The 17,553-nt window shown below is 73.6% G+C and carries 11 protein-coding genes and 1 pseudogene; 5 read left to right on the forward strand and 7 right to left on the reverse strand.

The window, feature by feature from the left end; translation table 11 throughout:
* Window positions 1-330: 330 nt before the first annotated feature.
* The 4 genes from ABZ693_RS12160 (at window position 331) to ABZ693_RS12175 (ending at window position 4,601) form a co-directional block, all read left to right on the forward strand.
* Window positions 331-534 (forward strand): cold-shock protein, encoded by a 204-nt coding sequence (locus ABZ693_RS12160; RefSeq protein WP_007502648.1) that lies wholly within the window; start codon window positions 331-333, stop codon window positions 532-534.
* 86 nt (window positions 535-620) lie between these two features.
* On the forward strand, window positions 621-2,327 hold the full coding sequence (locus ABZ693_RS12165; protein WP_359875762.1) for a DEAD/DEAH box helicase: 1,707 nt from the start codon (window positions 621-623) through the stop codon (window positions 2,325-2,327).
* A 161-nt stretch (window positions 2,328-2,488) separates the two neighbouring features.
* Entirely contained in the window at window positions 2,489-3,601 is a 1,113-nt protein-coding gene (locus ABZ693_RS12170) for an ABC transporter substrate-binding protein (protein WP_359875763.1), read from the forward strand.
* A gap of 187 nt (window positions 3,602-3,788) precedes the next feature.
* On the forward strand, window positions 3,789-4,601 hold the full coding sequence (locus ABZ693_RS12175) for an SGNH/GDSL hydrolase family protein (protein ID WP_359875764.1): 813 nt from the start codon (window positions 3,789-3,791) through the stop codon (window positions 4,599-4,601).
* Window positions 4,602-4,622: 21 nt separating this feature from the next.
* On the opposite strand, the gene ABZ693_RS12180 is transcribed toward ABZ693_RS12175, so the two are convergent.
* A complete protein-coding gene (locus tag ABZ693_RS12180) occupies window positions 4,623-5,843 on the reverse strand; it encodes a Dyp-type peroxidase (RefSeq protein ID WP_359875765.1) in 1,221 nt (406 codons plus the stop codon).
* A gap of 30 nt (window positions 5,844-5,873) precedes the next feature.
* Between ABZ693_RS12180 and ABZ693_RS12185 the strand changes: the two genes are divergently transcribed.
* A complete protein-coding gene (locus ABZ693_RS12185) occupies window positions 5,874-7,241 on the forward strand; it encodes a right-handed parallel beta-helix repeat-containing protein (protein WP_359875766.1) in 1,368 nt (455 codons plus the stop codon).
* A 32-nt stretch (window positions 7,242-7,273) separates the two neighbouring features.
* Here ABZ693_RS12185 and ABZ693_RS12190 read toward each other — a convergent pair whose 3' ends face one another.
* From ABZ693_RS12190 to ABZ693_RS12215, 6 genes and pseudogenes are all read right to left on the reverse strand, one after another.
* Window positions 7,274-8,125: a hypothetical protein gene (locus ABZ693_RS12190; RefSeq protein WP_359875767.1), complete on the reverse strand. Its 852-nt coding sequence runs from the start codon at window positions 8,123-8,125 to the stop codon at window positions 7,274-7,276.
* A gap of 124 nt (window positions 8,126-8,249) precedes the next feature.
* Window positions 8,250-11,027 (reverse strand): SdrD B-like domain-containing protein, encoded by a 2,778-nt coding sequence (locus tag ABZ693_RS12195; RefSeq protein WP_359875768.1) that lies wholly within the window; start codon window positions 11,025-11,027, stop codon window positions 8,250-8,252.
* A gap of 355 nt (window positions 11,028-11,382) precedes the next feature.
* Window positions 11,383-12,258, reverse strand: a pseudogene (dmpG, locus tag ABZ693_RS12200) (4-hydroxy-2-oxovalerate aldolase); the annotation flags it as partial.
* A 15-nt stretch (window positions 12,259-12,273) separates the two neighbouring features.
* The gene (locus ABZ693_RS12205) at window positions 12,274-13,452 is read right to left on the reverse strand and encodes a P1 family peptidase (protein ID WP_359875769.1); all 1,179 of its coding nucleotides are present in this window, start codon (window positions 13,450-13,452) and stop codon (window positions 12,274-12,276) included.
* Between the two features lie 118 nt (window positions 13,453-13,570).
* Window positions 13,571-15,880: a serine/threonine-protein kinase gene (locus ABZ693_RS12210; RefSeq protein WP_359875770.1), complete on the reverse strand. Its 2,310-nt coding sequence runs from the start codon at window positions 15,878-15,880 to the stop codon at window positions 13,571-13,573.
* A gap of 198 nt (window positions 15,881-16,078) precedes the next feature.
* Window positions 16,079-17,545, reverse strand: coding sequence for a DEAD/DEAH box helicase (locus ABZ693_RS12215; RefSeq protein ID WP_359875771.1), 1,467 nt, complete (start codon window positions 17,543-17,545; stop codon window positions 16,079-16,081).
* Between the last annotated feature and the right edge of the window lie 8 nt (window positions 17,546-17,553).

Consider the following 17,553-nt stretch of genomic DNA (forward strand, 5'->3'; position numbering starts at 1 on the left):
GGCAGCCCGAAGAGGTGCCGACGGAGGCCCGTGCCACACCGCCGGAGGCCGAGCCGCCCCCGGTCCCCTTGATCCGGAGGGGGATGGCACGGCGTGCCGCCTGCCCCGGACGGCGGTGTCGCCCGGATGCCAGGAAATTCGCCGAGGCCCGGAATCAAGCCGCCCCACCCCGGCCACTCCCCCGCGTCCGGCGCATCTGTGTTAGACTCACAGAGTTGCAGTTGTGGTACCCATGAACTCATGTGCGCCCGGCAGGAATACTCCTTACGGGCGCATTTTTTGTTTTCCGGATTCTCCGGATGGGGCCTCTGCCTACAGAAGGAGAAAATCATGGCGCAGGGAACCGTGAAGTGGTTCAACTCGGAAAAGGGCTTCGGCTTCATCGAGCAGGACGGCGGCGGCCCGGACGTCTTCGCCCACTACTCGAACATCGCCACCCAGGGCTTCCGTGAGCTCCAGGAGGGCCAGCGGGTTTCCTTCGACGTCACGCAGGGCCAGAAGGGCCCGCAGGCGGAGAACATCGTCCCCGCCTGATCGTCGGCGACGTCATCACAAACCGGGGTTCGCACCATCACGGTGCGAACCCCGGTTTGCGCTGTTTCCAGGAAGGAAAAAAACGCATGCCTCGCAGGCCCCAGAAGTCTGGCCGGCGCACCTCTTCCCCCGCGTCCTCCGCGCCGCCCAAGGAATTCCGGCTGCCGGAAAACACGACGCCCGCATTGCCCGCCGTCGAGGAATTCGCCGAGCTGGACATGCCCGCGGGGCTGCTGAAGACCCTCGTCGCCCAGGGCGTCACCACCCCCTTCCCCATCCAGGCCGCCACGCTGCCGAACTCGCTCGCCGGCCGCGACCTGCTGGGGCGCGGGCGCACCGGCTCCGGCAAGACCCTGGCGTTCGGGCTCGCCCTGCTGGCCCGTACGGCCGGTCTGCGCGCCGAGTCCAGGGCCCCGCTCGCCCTCGTCCTGGTGCCCACCCGTGAGCTCGCCCAGCAGGTCACGGACGCCCTGACGCCGTACGCGACGGCGGTGAACCTCCGGCTGACCACCGTGGTCGGCGGGCTGTCGATCACCAAGCAGGCCGGGGCGCTGCGGCGCGGCGCCGAGGTCCTCGTCGCGACGCCCGGCCGGCTCAACGACCTGGTGGAGCGGGGCGACTGCGAGCTCGACCAGGTGCGGATCACGGTCCTCGACGAGGCCGACCAGATGACCGACCTGGGCTTCCTGCCGCAGATCACCAAGCTGATGCTGCAGGTCCGGCCGGACGGGCAGCGACTGCTCTTCTCGGCCACCCTCGACGGCAACATCGACCGTCTGGTGCAGCGCTTCCTGGTCGACCCCGTCGTGCATTCCGTGGACCCGTCCGCGGGAGCGGTCACCACCATGGAGCACCACGTGCTCCATGTCCTGGACGAGACCGACAAGAAGGCCGTCACCACGCGGATCGCGGCCCGTGACGGCCGGGTCATCCTGTTCCTCGACACGAAGCGGTCCGCCGACCGGCTCGCCAAGCGGCTGCTGTCCGTCGGCGTCCGCGCGGCGGCCCTGCACGGCGGCCGGAGCCAGCCGCAGCGCACCCGCACCCTGGAGCAGTTCAAGAACGGCCAGGTCACGGCGCTGGTGGCGACGAACGTCGCGGCCCGGGGCATACACATCGACGACCTCGACCTCGTCGTGAACGTCGACCCGCCCACCGACCACAAGGACTACGTGCACCGGGGCGGCCGTACGGCCCGCGCCGGCAGCACGGGCAGCGTGGTCACCCTGGTCCTGCCCGACCAGAAGCGGGACGTCAGCCGGCTCATGTCGGACGCGGCGATCCGCCCCCGGACGGCCCGCGTCACCTCCAGTGACCCGGCGCTCGCCGCCCTCACCGGCGCCCGCGAGCCCTCCGGCGTGCCCGTCGTCCTCGAGACGGCCCAGCCGACTCCCCCGGCGACGGCACGACGGGGCCGGAAGCCGGGCACCGAGCCCGGCCGACGGGCCGGCCGTCCGCGCAGGGCCGGCGCCGGAGCCACGGCGGGTGCGTCCGCCGACGCGGGTACGCGGAACCAGGGCCCGCAGCGGCGCGCCGCCGCCACCGGGGCAGCCGGAGCCGACAAGCCGTCCACCGCGGGCGGCGGCAGGCGCGGCGGTGCCCGCCGGACCGGATCCGGAGCCGGAAACGGGGCCGCTGCCGGGGCCGGGAAGGCCGCTGCCGGTGCCGCCGGCTCGGGCGGCCGCGGGGCCGACCGCCGGGCCCGGGGCGCGCGGACGAACGGCGCCGGCGCCGCAGCCGGCAAGCCCGCCCGGGGCTCCGGCCGAGGCGACCGCCGTAACTCCCCCTCGTAGCAGGGGTCGTGCCGCCGTACGGCCGGAATGCCCGGACGTACGGCGGCGGTTGACCTGGTCCGGTGCGCCGGACACGATGCCGGTGGCGTCGGCGTCGACGCCGTACCGCTCCCAGGTACGGTGCGCGGGCGCCACCGCGTCGTCCAGGGAGGCACCCGCCGATGAACATCCCGTCCTCGCCGTCCGAAGGCCGGCCCACCACCGGAGAGCCCGTCCGTCTGGGCGCGCTCGTCCCGCTGACGCGGCCCGGCTGGACCGAGGCGGGCCGGCATCTGCTCGCCGGACTCGAGCTGGCGGTCGGCGAGATCAACGGCATCGGCGGGATCGACGGCAGGCCCCTGGAACTGGTGGTGCGGGACACCGCGGCCGATCCGGCGCGGGCCGAGGCGCACGTGGACGAGCTGGCCGGTCTGGGCGTGACCGCGGTGGTGGGCGAGTACCACAGCGTCGTCGCCCGCGCGGTCGCCACCCGGGCCGAGGCGCTCGGTGTTCCGTTCCTCTGCTCCTCCGCGGTACTCGACGCGCTCACCGACGAGCCGGCGGAAGGGGTCGCGCGGCTGGCCCCGGCCCAGTCCCACGGCTGGCGGATCTACGCGGACTTCCTGCTCCGCCAGGGCCGGAACCGGATCGCCGTGGTGGCCCAGCCCGGCGTCTACTGGGCGTCGGGGACCCGCGTCCTGCGCGAGCGTCTCGCTCCCCACGGCGGCAGCGTCCTCACGCTCGACGCGAACACCCTCACCCCGGAAGCACTGTGCGACGCGCTCGCCGATCACGGCGCGACGGCACTTCTCCTGCTGGTCGGCCATCCGGAACCGGCGGTGCCGATCGTCAGGGCCGTACGGCGCGACGCGCGACTCGCGGACCTCCTCGTCGGCGCCCCGGCCGGACAGCCGGAATTCCCGTCCTGGGCCGTCGCGTTGGGCGAGGAAGGTGCCGGGATCCCGTTCCTGCGCTACCTCCCCGAGCGCCTCGGCCCGCTCGGCGAGCGGGTCGGGAAGGAGCTCCACGAACGGCTGGGCGAGGCGCCCTCGTTCGTCGCCTTCGAGGGCTGGGACACCGTCACCGTCCTCGCCGAGGCGCTGCGTTCCCACGGCACCGGCCGGGCGGCTCTCGCGTCGGCGTGGCCGCATGTGGCGGTCGAGGGCACGCGCGGGCCGATCCGCTTCACGCGTACGCCGGACATCGCCGTATGGCAGTGGGCATGGGCGCCCGTCCAGGTCGCCGACCGTGACCCGGCGGAGCCCGGACGCTTGCGCACCCTGCACTCCGGCTGAGCAAGGGGCGACGAGGCGGCCGGATCCGTCCGGGCTCAAGTCCCGCCCCGTACCGTCCCGTTCACCTACCCAGGCCGCCGGCCCTCGCTCCGCCGAAGGTGACACTCTCCCGATTATTCATTTGATTCGACCAAAAGATTGCGGCAAGGTCGTGGCACTGGGGTGACGGAACGGGAGGCGACGCAGGATGTCCGACACACAGACCCGGCTCGGCAGAGCCCCGATCGGCTCGTTCGTCGCTCTCGGGGACAGCTTCACGGAGGGGCTGGGCGACGAGACCTCCGAAGGCGCGCTCGTCGGCTGGGCCGACCGCTTCGCCGACCGGCTCGCCCACCGCTCCCCCGTACCCCTTCGCTACGCCAATCTCGCCATACGTGGCAAGGTCATCGAAGAGATCATCACCGAACAGGTGCCCCGCGCCATCGAGTTGGCCCCGGACCTGGTCAGCCTGTGTGCCGGCGGCAACGACATCCTGCGGCTCGGGAGTTCGGTGGACCGCATCACCGACCGCTTCGAGGAAGCCGTCGTCGAGCTGAGCGGCGCGGCGAAGACCGTGCTCGTCTTCACGGGCTTCGATCCGCGGGGCACACCCGTCCTGCGCCATCTGCGCGGGAAGATCGCCACGTACACGGCGCACATCCACGCCATCGCGGAGCGGCACGGATGCGCGGTCGTCGACCTGTGGTCCATGACCTCCATCCAGCATCCCCAGGCCTGGAGCGAGGACCGGCTGCACCTCTCGTCCGAGGGGCACCGGCAGGTGGCACTGCGGGCCGCCGAGGTCCTGGGACTGGCTCCCACGGCCCCGGCGACTCCGACGACCCCGGTCCGGGACGCCTCCGCGGCGGCCGTGCGGCGGGGGCCGGCACGGCAGACGGAGCGGCTCGAGGATCTGCGGTGGGCCAAGGAGCATTTCCTGCCCTGGCTCGGTCAGCACCTGCTGGGGAAGAACCCCCACGAGACCCTGGAGCCCAAGCGACCGGAATTACTTCCCCTCTGATGATGCGGTGGTTCCGGCCCTTCAGGTCCAGAGGCCGTCGCCGAGCGTCCCCGACTTCCCCGCGCCCGGCAGGACATAGGCCACGGCCGAAGCCCGGTGCTGGACGAAGGGGTTGAGCGCGTCGCGGGTGGCCAGGCGCTCCTGGACACGGACGAACTGGTTCAGGTCCCGCATGAAGGCGCAGAAGAGCAGGCCGCGATCGTCCGGGCCGTCGTCGTAGCTGTAGCTCCGGCGGAGCATCCGCGCGCCGCGGTCGAGGCGCGGGCTGGCGAGCCGTACATGAGCGGTGGCGGGGATGACGTACGAGCCGTCGGGGTTCTTGGCGTAGACGTCCGGCTCGTCGTGCTCGGCGGTCCCGCTGAGCGGCGAACCGTCCCCGGCGCGGCGGCCTATCACCCGGTCGCGCTTGCCCTCGGGCAGGGCCCCGAAGCCGGCGACGTCCATGTGGATCCGGCGGTAGACCAGGACCGTGCCGTCCCGGTGGGCTCCGGAGGGGCCCCAGACCCACTGATCGGCCGCCGCGCGATCGGGATTGGCCGTGCCGTCCTTGGAGCCGAACAGATTGCGCGGGGTGGTGCCCGGCGCCGTGGGGGCCATGAATCCGGACTGGGTCCAGCGCGGTACGGCGCCGGCGGACCGCGCCGCCGCGGCGACGAGTTCGGCGACCACAGTGAGGGTCCAGCGGTCCGCCGCGCACAACTGGACCAGCAGGTCGCCGTCGCCGCGGCGCGGATCGAGGCGGTCGCCGGGGAAGGCCGGCAGCACGGCGAGCGAGGCGGGGACGTCGAGCCGGAGGCGGGCCGCCGCCGCGGGGCCGATGCCGACCAGGGAGGTGAGCCGGGTCGTGGCACCGCTCTGGAGCCGGGGGTCCGCCGGAGCCTCGGAGGCCGCGGTGGCGAGCGTGCCGGTGAGCGCGCCCAGCACCTCGCGCAGGGTCTTCCGGTCGGCGGCGGCCGACGTCCGCGGAAGGTCGAAGGCGAGCAGATGCGTGGCCGGCTGCTGGGGTGCCAGCACACCCGCCTGCCGGGTGCCGTGGAAGGAGATCGCGGTCGCGGCCGGCGGAGCCCCGGCGCCGGCCGTAACAGACCGGCCGTCCGTACGGTCCCCTCGCGCCAGTTCGGCGGCCGCCGCGCCGATTCCGGCCGCGAGCACCGCACCGCCGGCGAGCAGCGCCCCGCGCCGCCCGATGCCGCTCGCCGCGGCCGGGGACGAACCCTGCGCATTTCCCTGTTCGGTGGGCATCCGCCTATTGGAGACGATAGAACAACTTCCATGCAAATCCTGTCTACAAAGGGCCTGTTGACGCCCTCCGCCGGACCGTCGGCCGGATTCCGGAAAGCGTCGCGTCTGTCGGCCCTGCTCGCCGCGCTCGCGCTCGCGGCCACCGGGTGTTCCGGTACGGAGTCGGCGAAGGACGACGCCCGGCATCCGGCCGGGAGCGTGGTGCGCGTGCCGCAGGACTTCCCCACGGTGCAGCAGGCGGTGGACGTCGCCCGCGAGGGAGAGACGGTGCTGATCGGCCCCGGCGTGTACCGGGAGAGCGTCAGCGTCACCAAGCCCCGCCTGGTGCTGCGCGGAACGGACCGCAACAAGGTCGTCTTCGACGGCGGTCTGCGCACGGCCAACGGCATCACCGTGACCGGCGCCGCCGGGGTGGTCGAGAACCTCACCGTGCGCAACTACCTCGCCAACGGCGTGCTGTTCACCGGCGTCACCGACGAGAAGCTGCAGCGGCGCGGCGCCGGCGGCTCCGCGTACGATCCGCTGGACACCAAGCGCTTCCCGCCCGTCCGCGGCTTCCGGGCGACCCGGGTGACGTCGTACAACAACGGTCTGTACGGCATCTACGCCTTCGACGCGCGCGACGGCGTGATCGAGGAGTCGTACGCCTCCGGGCACGCCGACTCCGGCATCTACGTCGGCCAGTGCAAGCCCTGCGCCACCCTCGTCCGCGGCAACACCGTGGAACGCAACGCGGTCGGCATCGAACTGACCAACGCCTCCGACCAGTTGTCGATCCTGGGCAACCGCGCCGCCGGCAACCGGGTCGGCATCACGGTCAACTCCAACGACCTGGAGGCCCTCGCCCCGCAGCAGAACGCGGTGATCGCGGGCAACGTGGTCACCGGCAACAACTCGGCCGACTCCCCCGAGCAGGCGGACGGCGGCTTCGGCATCGGGATCGGCCTCGGCGGCGGCACCGGGAACCGGGTCCAGCGCAACCTGGTCCAGGGCAACCGGTCGGTCGGAGTGATCATCACCGACCCGTCGGGCCATCCGGCGAGCGGCAACCGCGTCGAGGGCAACCGCGTCACCGGCAACGGCACCGATCTCGTCCTGGCCTCGGTCGATCCCGGCAACTGCTTCACGGACAACCGGCCCGCCACCCAGAGCCCGGACCGCCTTGAGCGGAACGCGGGCTGCGGCAGCGGCCGGAAGGGGGCCCTGCCCGCCGGGCGGGCGACCGCGGTGCAGGCGCCGCCCGGGGTCCCGTTCAACCGCGTACCGGCCCCGCCCTCCCAGCCGTCCCTGCCGGACCCGACCGCCCCGGGCAAGCCGGCGACCGGCCTGCCGGGTGCCGTCGACCCGGCCGCCTACCCGCTCCCGAAGGACGCGAACGCCGTACCGAAGGCGCGCTGAGTCCGGCGCGGTTCTGAGAACCGAGGGGCGGGTCAGCCGGTGGCCCACGGCGCCTCGGGGAGCTTCGCGCGGGCGTCGCGCCCGAGGAACTCCAGGGTGGCCGGGGTCCCCAGCCCCGGCATCCGCATCGTCACCTTCGCCAGGCGGCCGTCGCCGTCGACCCAGTACGTCAGCGGCGACCGGCCGTCGTCGGGCCCCGTGCCGGGCCGGGCGCCCTGCGCGCGGGGGCCGGCGATCCGGTCGTAGTCGTCGCGGCCGTTCATATGGTCGCGCCCCAGCCAGCGGGCGCCGGACTGGGCGAGGAGCAGCGGGTTGTCCGGGCGGTCCGCGCCCAGGCCGATCATCAGCTGAAGCCCGGCGTCCAGGGGATCCGCCGTATAGGAGCGCGGGGACCAGCCGGACCGCGGGACCCGCTCGGCCCGCGACCAGGGCGGGTCGGCGTCGCCTTGGGGGCCGGGGGCCAGGCCGAGGCCGCCGGCGTCCCAGACGATCAGCCCGCGGTCGAGCGTCCCCGCCGTGGCCGTGGTCGCCCCCGGCGCCCCGGAAGCACCCGAAGCCCCGGTGATCGTGTAACTCCCCACGGCCCGGCGTGTCCGGTAGTCCACGACCCCCTTGACGGCCACCCTCACTCCGCCGCCCTCGTCGACGAAGAGCCGCACCGCCACCGGACTGGCCTGGTACAGGTCCAGCCGTGACAGCGCGAGCCTGGACGCCTCCTCCGTGGTCACCGGCCGTTCGGCGGGGGTGTCGTCGGACAGGACCCACCAGGCCGCCACGCCGGCCGCCGCCGCACCGAACACCACGACCGCGACCAGACCGGCCCAGAGGGACCGGCGCGGCGTCCGGCGTGCTATCCGACCGGCGGTCTTCTTCTTCCGAGCCATGCGCTCGCCTTCTCTCGTCGGTCGGTGACACAGGTGGGCGGGCCCGCGGACCGGTGGTCCACGAACCCGCCCGAGCCGGACCGGAGTTCACCCGGTCCGGCCGCCCCTCAGGAAACCAGAGGGACTAGAGGGGTCGCGCCTTGCGCCTGCGCCGCATCAGGACGACCAGGGTCGCGCCGAGGACGGTCAGCGCCGCGCAGCCCGCCACCAGCGGACCCGCCAGGCTCGTGCCGGTGGACGCCAGGCCGCCGCCCGGGCCGGACGCGTGACCCGAACCGGACGAGTGACCCGGGGTCCCGGGGGTTCCCGGCGTACCGGGTGTGCCCGGCGCCGGCGTGGTCGGCTCCGGTGTCGGCGTGGGTGCGGGCAGCTTCTTGTTGACCGCTGTCACCGAGACCCCGTCGGCAAGGTTGTCGGCGGTGAGCTCCAGCGGCCCGGACACCGCCTTGTCGGGTACGGCGTAGCCGTCCGGCGGGCTCACCTCCTGCCAGTAGTACGTGCCCACTTCGCCGCTGCCCCCGCAGAGGCCGTCGGCCGTGGTCACGCAGGGCTCGCCGGTCTTCGTGTCCGGCTTGTCGCCGGTGGTCTGCAGGTCGTCGGTGCCGTTCGTCTCCTTCCACAGCTGGAACGTGGCCCCGGCCAGCGGTTTGCCGTCCTGGTCGTGCTTGACCAGGCGCAGCGCGCCTTCCTGCTGCCGGAAGCCGAAGTCGTACGTGTGGTCGTTCTCGCCCGGCCCGCCGGTGGTCAGCGCCCGCTCGGGGAACTTCGCGCCGTCCGGGACGATGCCCTTGGAGTCGATGAAGTGGTTGTCACCGACGTCCGCCTTCGTGGGCACCCACTGGTAGAGCGGTCCCCCCTTGGCGTAGTCGGCCGGGTTGTCGAGACGGATCGTGTACTTCGTCTTCGGCTTGAGGCCGCCGGAGACATTGGAGTCGTCGAAGTAGTACTCGCCGCGCTCCGTCGTCTTCGCCGTCCCCACGAGCGTGCCCGACGCGTCGTACAGGTTGACCGTCGCGCCCGGGACGGGACGCTGCTCCGGGCTCTGGACGCCCTTGCGCTCGGGGTCGTACCAGACGCGGTTGCCGATCTGGAGCGGAGCCTGGTCGCAGAGCACTTCCAGGTCGCCCATCGAGGCGCCCTTGCCGAACGGGGCCGCCGTCCCGGCCGGGTTGAGACGCAGACCGGACTTCGGGTCCTGCTTGCCGTCGCGCTTGTTGAAGGTGGTGCCGTACCCGAAGGCGGTGCTGTTCGGGTCGAAACCGGAGGTCGCGATGGTGTCCTCGACCTTGGAGAACGCCATGCCCGCGAAGGACGCGTTGTGGTGGGACCCCATGCGGCTGGTGTCGAAGAAGCGGGTTCCCCGCGGGGAGAGCCCACAGCCGTTGTTGGTGTCCATCACGTACGTGCCGTCCGCCAGGCATGCCTTGTTCAGGTCACCGCCGGACAGAACGGTGCCGACCGAGTTCGGAGTGGGTCCGGCCGGTGCGCGGTCGCCGAAGCGGTCGCGGAAGGCCAGCAGCATGGACCCGTCGGCCTCGAAGTCGATCTCTCCCAGCTCCGGCTCGGGCTGGGCGATGTACGTCCCGCACGCCTGGCCGTTCTGGGAGGTCGGGAAGGTTCCGGTCCAGGGGAACCAGCCCGCCCCGTCGCACGGGGGCCCGCCGACGGTCGACTCGCGCGGGTAGTCCAGTCGCTGGTCGAGAACCGGCTTCCTTACCGCACCGGTGGCAAGGTCGAAGGGCATGACCACGGCGCGCAGGTCCGCGGCCTTCCCGGTGGACTCGCCGGAGCACACGCCGCCGACGTAGCCGAGACCGTCGTGCAGGCCGAGGCCGAACGGACGCCAGTCGCCGGGCGCGGGGCATCCCGGGTCCGGGATGGCCGTGACGGCCTTCGGCTTGTCCGCGGTCGGCGCCGTGGCGTCGTAGCGGTAGAGCTTGCGGTCGTTGAGGTTGACGACGAACAGGTCCTTGCCGTCGTCCGTGATCTTGATGCCGCCCAGGCTCTCCTTTCCGGGCACGGCGACGAAGCCGTCGTCGGTGCCCGCGCCGTGCTTCGTCGTCCCCGCGTCGGGGACGGTGGTGAACAGGGTGGTCTTCTTCGTCTCGCGGTCGGTCACGTAGACGCCGCCGGCGCCGCCCGGACCGTAGTCCGTCGTGCGCTTGGCCACCGCCGAGGAGAACACCCGCTTGTCGGCCTTGTTCCACGCGATGCCGTAGAGCGTGCCGGTGTCGGCATTGGTGGCGACGTTCGTGACATTGACGTCGACGCCATCCTGGCCACGCGCGCTGTACGGGAAGGAGACCAGCGTCCGCTGGGTCCCGCCCTCGCGCGTGGCGGGCTGACAGGACGTCACCAACGGCGCGTTCTTCTGGCAGTACTCGCCAGGGCTCCACAACCCGGTGGTGAACGCCGCGGTCTTGCCGCCGGAGAGGTCGACGAACTCCTCGTTGCTGCTCAGCCGATCGGGCGCACCGGCCAGTCCCTGCCGGGAGGCGAAGGCCGGGAAAAGGACTCCCGGCTTCGGATTCTCCACCTGTACGCGGTACTTGCCGCTGGTGACCTTGCCCGCCGTCGGGGCCAGCGTCACGGTGCCGTCGGCCGCCGTGACCCCCTCGACGCCCGCTCCGGCATCGTCGGTGAGGGTCACCTTGACCCCCGCCATGCCGGGTTCCAGCGCGGGCGTCCACACGCCGCTGTCGTCCACGGCCCGGATCACCCGGACCGTCACCGATCCTTCCTCGGTCTGCGAGTACGCGACCGGCGCCAGGGCCAGAGCCCCGCCGCCCATGCCCAAGGCGAGCGCGGTCGCACCGACCACGGTGCGGCGGCCGGGCATGCCCCGGCGGCGCCGACGTGGTTCGGGCGCGGCTGCCCTGGTGCTCTCATTCGTGAATGTCATCCCCTGCTCTCAGCGTTCGAAGGGGCCTATGGCCCGGCTCGTGAGGGAGTACACAGAGATGCGGAGAAACCGCCTCACCGGGATCCTAGAGCCGCTTTGAGCATGATCGTGGCGGAATGGCGAACTCTCCTTCCGCTCAGCGTTCGCGTGGTGGTCTTCGCGCACCTCACGAGTGGGTCGACAAAGCTGTAAAGCCGTTCCGTTACGTGCAGTTGACACATAGCCAGACGACTTGTCGACGCCGAATCAGGGCTGCTTCACGGGGTGCGCCCACAGGACGGCGCCGCCGGTCCCCTGGGGCGAGGGGACCGGCGGCACCGCGTTCCATGGGGCGGCGAAGGCCGCCGGAGAGAGGTCAGCGAGCGGCCGCCAGGCCGGGCGCGATGTCCACGATCATGTCCTCCTGGCCGCCGACGAGCCGGCGCCGGCCGCATTCCATGAGGATGTCGCGCACGTCGACCTCGTAGCGCCGCGCGGCGGTCTCCGCGTGCCGCAGGAAGCTGGAGTACACGCCGGCGTAGCCGAGCGTGAGCGTCTCGCGGTCGACCCGGACGGGGCGGTCCTGCCGCGGCCGGACGATGTCGTCGGCGGCGTCCTGCAGCCGGAACAGGTCGCAACCGTGCCGGAAGCCCGACAGGCCGGCGACGGCGATGAACGCCTCGATGGGGCAGTTGCCCGCGCCCGCGCCGTGTCCGGCGAGCGAGGCGTCGACGCGGTACACGCCGTTCTCGACCGCGACCACCGAGTTGGCGACGGAGAGCGAGAGGTTCTCGTGGGCGTGGATGCCGATCTCGGTGGCCGGGTCGAGGACGTCCCGGTAGGCGCGCACCCGGGCGGCGACGTCGTTCATCGTCAGCCGGCCGCCGGAGTCGGTGACGTAGACGCACTGCGCGCCGTACGACTCCATCAGCTTCGCCTGCCGCGCGAGCCGCTCGGGCTCGGCCATGTGGGAGAGCATCAGGAAGCCGGAGACGTCCATGCCCAGTTCGCGGGCGGCGGCGATGTGCTGCGCGGAGATGTCGGCCTCGGTGCAGTGGGTGGCCACCCGTACCGAGCGGACGCCGAGGTCGTAGGCGTGCTTCAGCTCGTGGAGGGTGCCCACGCCCGGCAGCAGCAGGGTGGTGAGGCGGGCCCGCTTCAGGACGGAGGCGGCGGCCTCGATCCACTCCCAGTCGGTGTGGGAGCCAGGGCCGTAGTTGAGCGAGCCGCCGGCGAGGCCGTCGCCGTGGGCGGTCGGCCCGGGTGCTCAGCCGGCCGGGGTGCCGTCCGCCGGCGGGCCGTACAGGTCCCGGTAGGACGGGAAGAGCCCGCCGGGGGTGTCGGTGGTACGGGCGGCCAGCGCCGCGTGCACCACGGCCCGGCAGACCGCGTCGGCGCCCGCCGCGAGGATCTCATCGACCGCCGCCGCCTCGATGTGGACCTCCCAGCCGGTCCGGTCCGCGCCGCCTGCCTCGTCGTCGCCGGTCAGGGGCCGCCGGCCGGTCGACAGCGCGAACACCGTGTCGCCGTCGGTCAGCAGGTGGACCGGCCGGATCGCACGGGCCAGGCCGTCGTGCGCGGTGCCCGCCAGCTTCTGCGCCTGGGCGCGGGTGAGCACGGCGTCGGTGGCCACGACGACCAGGGTCGTGTTCAGCCGCCGTACGTCGTCGGCCTGCCGCCGCCGGCTCTCCTCCAGCGCGGCGGCCAGTCGTTCGCGGGCCCGGGCGTGTACGGCGGGGTCCGGCAGCGGCGCGTGCGGCCCGTGGGTCCGGAACTCGTCGCCCAGCGCCGTCCACGCCCCGTACAACGCGCCGGTGGCCGGGTCGACGAGCGAGCCGGAGGCGTTGACCGCGACCAGCGCCGCGACGGTCGCCCCGGACGGCAGGACGACACTCGCCGTACCGATACCGCCCTTCATGCCGCCGGACACCGCGCCCGTACCGGCCCCCGTACAGCCCTCGCGGACAGGCCTGCCCTCGCCGCCGCGGGCCGCCTCCCCGATGGCCTCCCGCCCCAGCGCCGCGCCCGGCCGGGCGGACCAGCGGCCGCCGCGCCCCAGGTCGAACAGGGCGGCGGCGGGCACGACCGGCACCACCTGGTTCGGGCCCGCGCCCACCCGGAAGCCGCGGCCCCGCTCCTCCAGCCAGGCCGCCGCGCCGGACGCCGCGTCGAGGCCGAAGGCGCTGCCGCCGGTGAGCACGACCGCGTCGATCCGGGCCACCAGGTTGCGCGGATCGAGGGCGTCGGTCTCCCGGGTTCCCGGTCCCCCGCCGCGTACGTCGACCGCCGCGGTCATCCCGTCCTCCGGCGCGAGGACCGCGGTGACACCGGTCAGCCAGCCGTCCTCGGTGCGCTCGGCGTGCCCGACCCGGAGCCCGGCCACGTCCGTCAGCGCGTTGTGCGGTCCGGTGCGCGGCTCCGGCCCGGCTGTCGGCGTCCCACTCATGCACTGCCCTCCGCTCGCTCGCCCGCGGCGGCGCCGGCTCGCGCCGCCGTCCGCCGTCCGCCGATTCGTACCCCCGCCCGGTCCGTATGATCCTCCGGCCGGCCGGGCGGCGTCAGGATCAGCCCGACTTCGGCGGATTGCCCGCGTCGAAGGCGAAGAGCGTGTTCTTGGCCGCGGCCACGACCACCGCGCGCCCCGCGACGGTCACGCGCGGGCTCGCGCCCTCCTCGCCCGTCAGCCCGTCGGCCTGCGGGTCCGTCGTCCACAGGGCCTTGCCGTCGCGCGGCGACAGCGCGACCACCCGACCGGTGGCCGAGCTGAAGAACACCGCGCCCTCTCCGGCGGCGGGACCCGACGCGCCTTCCACGCTGGTCTGCCGCGCCCACTTCTTGCGGCCGGTCGCGGGGTCGATCGCGGTGACGAGACCGGTCTGCCCGCTTACGTAGAGGGTGCCGTCGACCATGCCGGGCGTCCCGTCGTACGTCGCGTCCAGCGGGGTGTACACGACCTTCCCCGAGGCCGGGTCGACCCGTGCCACCCCGTCGTAGGCGCCCAGCGGCGTTCCCTGTTCGAGCCTCGTCAGGAGGACGAGGCGGCCGTCGGCGACACCCATCGGTTCGGCGGGACCGTCGACGGCGATGGGCTCGCCCAGCTTCCCCGTGGCGCGGTCGAGCGGGTACAGGGTGGGGTTGCGCACCGCCGAGTCGCTCAGCTCCGTGTGCGTGGCGCACATGGCGAGGAGCCGCTGGTCCAGCGGGACGGGGGCGCACTGCCGGCCGGCGGGGAACGCCCTCGTCCAGGCGACCTCACCGCTGTGCGCGTCCCGGGCCTCGAAGCGGGAGTTCGCGGCGTCGATCGTCACGACGGTGGAACCGAGGACGAGGGCGTCCTGGGACCGGCCCGTGACGGCCATCGACTGGGCGCCGGAGGGCACGGACCACAGCTCCCGGCCGCTGGCCGCGTCGACGGCCACGACCTCGCTCTGGGGGTCCTGCGGGGAGTCCAGGGCGGCGAAGCGGTATCCGAGCACCGTGTCGTCGGTGGCGTCCACCATGTGCACGCCCTGGACGGGGACGCCCGGGCTCGTCACCGTCCACACCCGCGAGCCGTCCACGGCCTTGATCCGGGCCGCGACGACACCGCCGCCGCCGCAGAACACCGCGTCACCGTGGGCGACGCACCGCAGCTCGTCGGGGATGTCCTCGCGCCCGCCCGGGACGGTCGTGCGCCACGGCGCGAAGCCGGCCGGAAGCACGCCGCCCGGCACCACGACGCCGCTGCCCTTGGCGTCGGTGCCGGGTTCCCGGGGACCGCCCGCCGTCAGGACGGCCACTCCGCCGCCGATCGCCGCCACCGCGACCCCGGCCGCGAGCACGGGCCGCCACCGGCGGCGCAGCCGACGGCCGAGGGGGATGCCGGTGCGGCCCGTATCGGGACCGGGCGGCGTGACGGCCGGGGAAGTCGAGTCGGTCGCCGCCTGGGTGTCCGGGGTGACCGGGGTGACGGGAGTAGCCGGGGCAGCGGGGGCAGCCGGGGTGACGGGTGTCGCGAGGTGGTGCTGGGTGTTCACATCGCGGGTACTGCAGCCCGCGTCGGCCCCGCCCTCCCCCGCCCCACCGAGGTCGGCCGGCAAATCCCGCAGCAGCACGAGGAGTTCGTGCGCCGAGGGGCGCCCGTCGGGCTCCTTGTCCAGGCACAACTCGACGACCGTACGCAGCGCCGGCGGCACGGCGTCCAACGACGGCGCCTCGTGCACGACTTGATACGCCGTCATGTACGGGCTGTCCGCGTCGAAAGGCCCGCGGCCCGTCGCCGAGTACACCAACAGCGTGCCCAGCGAGAAGACATCGGACCCCGGCCCGACCCCGCGCGGCGCCTGCAACTGCTCCGGCGACATGAAGGGCGGCGTCCCGATGACCCGGCCGGTCATCGTCAGCGTCTGCTGGTCCGCGGCGCGCGAGATGCCGAAGTCGATGACCCGCGGGCCCTCGGGCGACAGCACGACGTTCGAGGGCTTCAGGTCACGGTGGACGACCCCGACCCGGTGGATGTCGCGCAGGGCCTCCGCCAGCCCGATCGCGAGCCTTCTCAGCTCCGCCCCGCTCAACGGCCCCTCGGCGGCGATGTGCTGGGCGAGGGTGTTCCCCTCGATGTACGTCGTCGCCATCCACGGCTGCTCGGCCTCGGGCGCGGCGTCGACCACGGCGGCGGTGAACGCGCCGCTCACCCGCCGCGCCGCCGCCACCTCCTGCCGGAACCGGATACGGAACTCGTCGTCCGCGGCGAACTGCTGGTGGATCAGCTTGATCGCGACAGGCCGCCCCGAACTCGTACGGGCCAGGAAGACCGTACCCATGCCACCCGAGCCGAGCCGCGCCTCCAGCGGATAGCCGCCGATCTCGGCTGGATCACCTCCGCGCAGCGACACTCTCCCCGACCTCCCGTTTTCCCCCGCGCGGCTCTGCCACCACGGTCCCGCCTACCTGTCTGCGCACAAACTAGCCGCAGGTCGTCATGGGGCCGCAGAGTGGGTGACGATCGGCGAGCCTCAGGCCGTCTCCCGGGGTCCGGAACACCATCCGTGACCCCGGCCTCACCGTCCGGCGGGATTCCCGGCCGCCGGCCCCTACGCGCCGCGACGGACCCGGGCGGCCTTGCGGGCCTCGGCGAGCCGGCGGGCCTCCGCCGACCGGCGCGACCCGCCCCCACCGGACCCACCGGACCCACCGGACCCTTCGGGGCGCGAACCGAGACCGCGGAACGGGGCGCCGCCGCGCTTCGGGCGCTCCTCGGCCGGCGCGCTCCCGCCGACGGGAACCCCGGAGGGGGCCTTGGCGCCGGTGATACGGCTCAGCTCGGCCTCGCCGGAGCGGACCTTCGTGACCTGCGGGCGGATGCCCGCCTCGGTCAGGAGACGGACCACGTCCCGGCGCTGGCCGGGCAGGACCAGGGTGACGACCCGGCCGGACTCGCCGGCGCGGGCGGTGCGGCCGCCGCGGTGCAGGTAGTCCTTGGGTTCGCCGGGCGGGTCGACGTTGACGACGAGATCGAGGTCGTCGACGTGCAGGCCGCGGGCCGCGACGTTCGTGGCCACCAGGACCGTGACGGCGCCCGACTTGAACCGGGACAGGGTGTGGGAACGCTGGGGCTGCGACTTGCCGCTGTGCAGCGCGGCGGCCCGCACGCCGCTGCCCATCAGGTGCCGGGTGAACTGGTCGACCGCGTGCTTGGTGTCCAGGAACATGATCACGCGCCCGTCTCGGGCGGCGATCTCGGTCGCGGTGGCGTACTTGTCGGGGCCGTGCACCTGGAGGACGTGATGGTCCATGGTGGTGACCGCGCCGGCCGCGGGGTCGACCGAGTGGACCACCGGGTCGTGGAGGTAGCGGCGGACCAGGTGGTCCACCTCGCGGTCCAGGGTGGCCGAGAACAGCAGCCGCTGGCCGTCGGGGTGCACCTGGTCGAGCAGGGCGGTGACCTGGGGCAGGAAGCCCATGTCGGCCATCTGGTCGGCCTCGTCCAGGACGGTGACGCGCACCCGGTCCAGGGCGCAGTCCCTGCGCTCGACGAGATCCGTGAGGCGGCCGGGAGTCGCGACGACGACCTCGGCCCCGGCCCGCAGCTCGGCGGCCTGCCGGCCGATGGACATGCCGCCGACCACGGTGGCCAGCCGCAGGTTCAGCACCCGCGCGTACGGGGTGAGCGCCTCGGCGACCTGCTGGGCCAGCTCGCGCGTGGGGACGAGGATCAGGGCCCGCGGCTTGCGCGCCTCGGCCCGCCGTCCGGCCGTACGGACGAGAAGCGCGAGGCCGAACGCGAGCGTCTTGCCCGATCCGGTACGCCCGCGCCCGAGGACGTCCCGCCCCGCGAGGGAGTTCGGCAGGGTGGCGGCCTGGATCGGGAACGGCTCGGTCACTCCCTGGGCGGTGAGCGTCTCCAGCACCGCGGCGGGCAGACCCAGCTCGCCGAAGGCCGCGACCGCCGGAAGGGCCGGGACGACGGGTTCCGGCAGCGCGAATTCCTCCGCCGCCCCGGAGGTGTGCGCCTCCTCCCGCGGACGCGCGGGGTCGTTCGTGGCAGCCGATCGGCTCATGGAGCACC

Source organism: Streptomyces laurentii (assembly GCF_040635425.1).
Classification (GTDB): Bacteria; Actinomycetota; Actinomycetes; order Streptomycetales; family Streptomycetaceae; genus Streptomyces; species Streptomyces laurentii.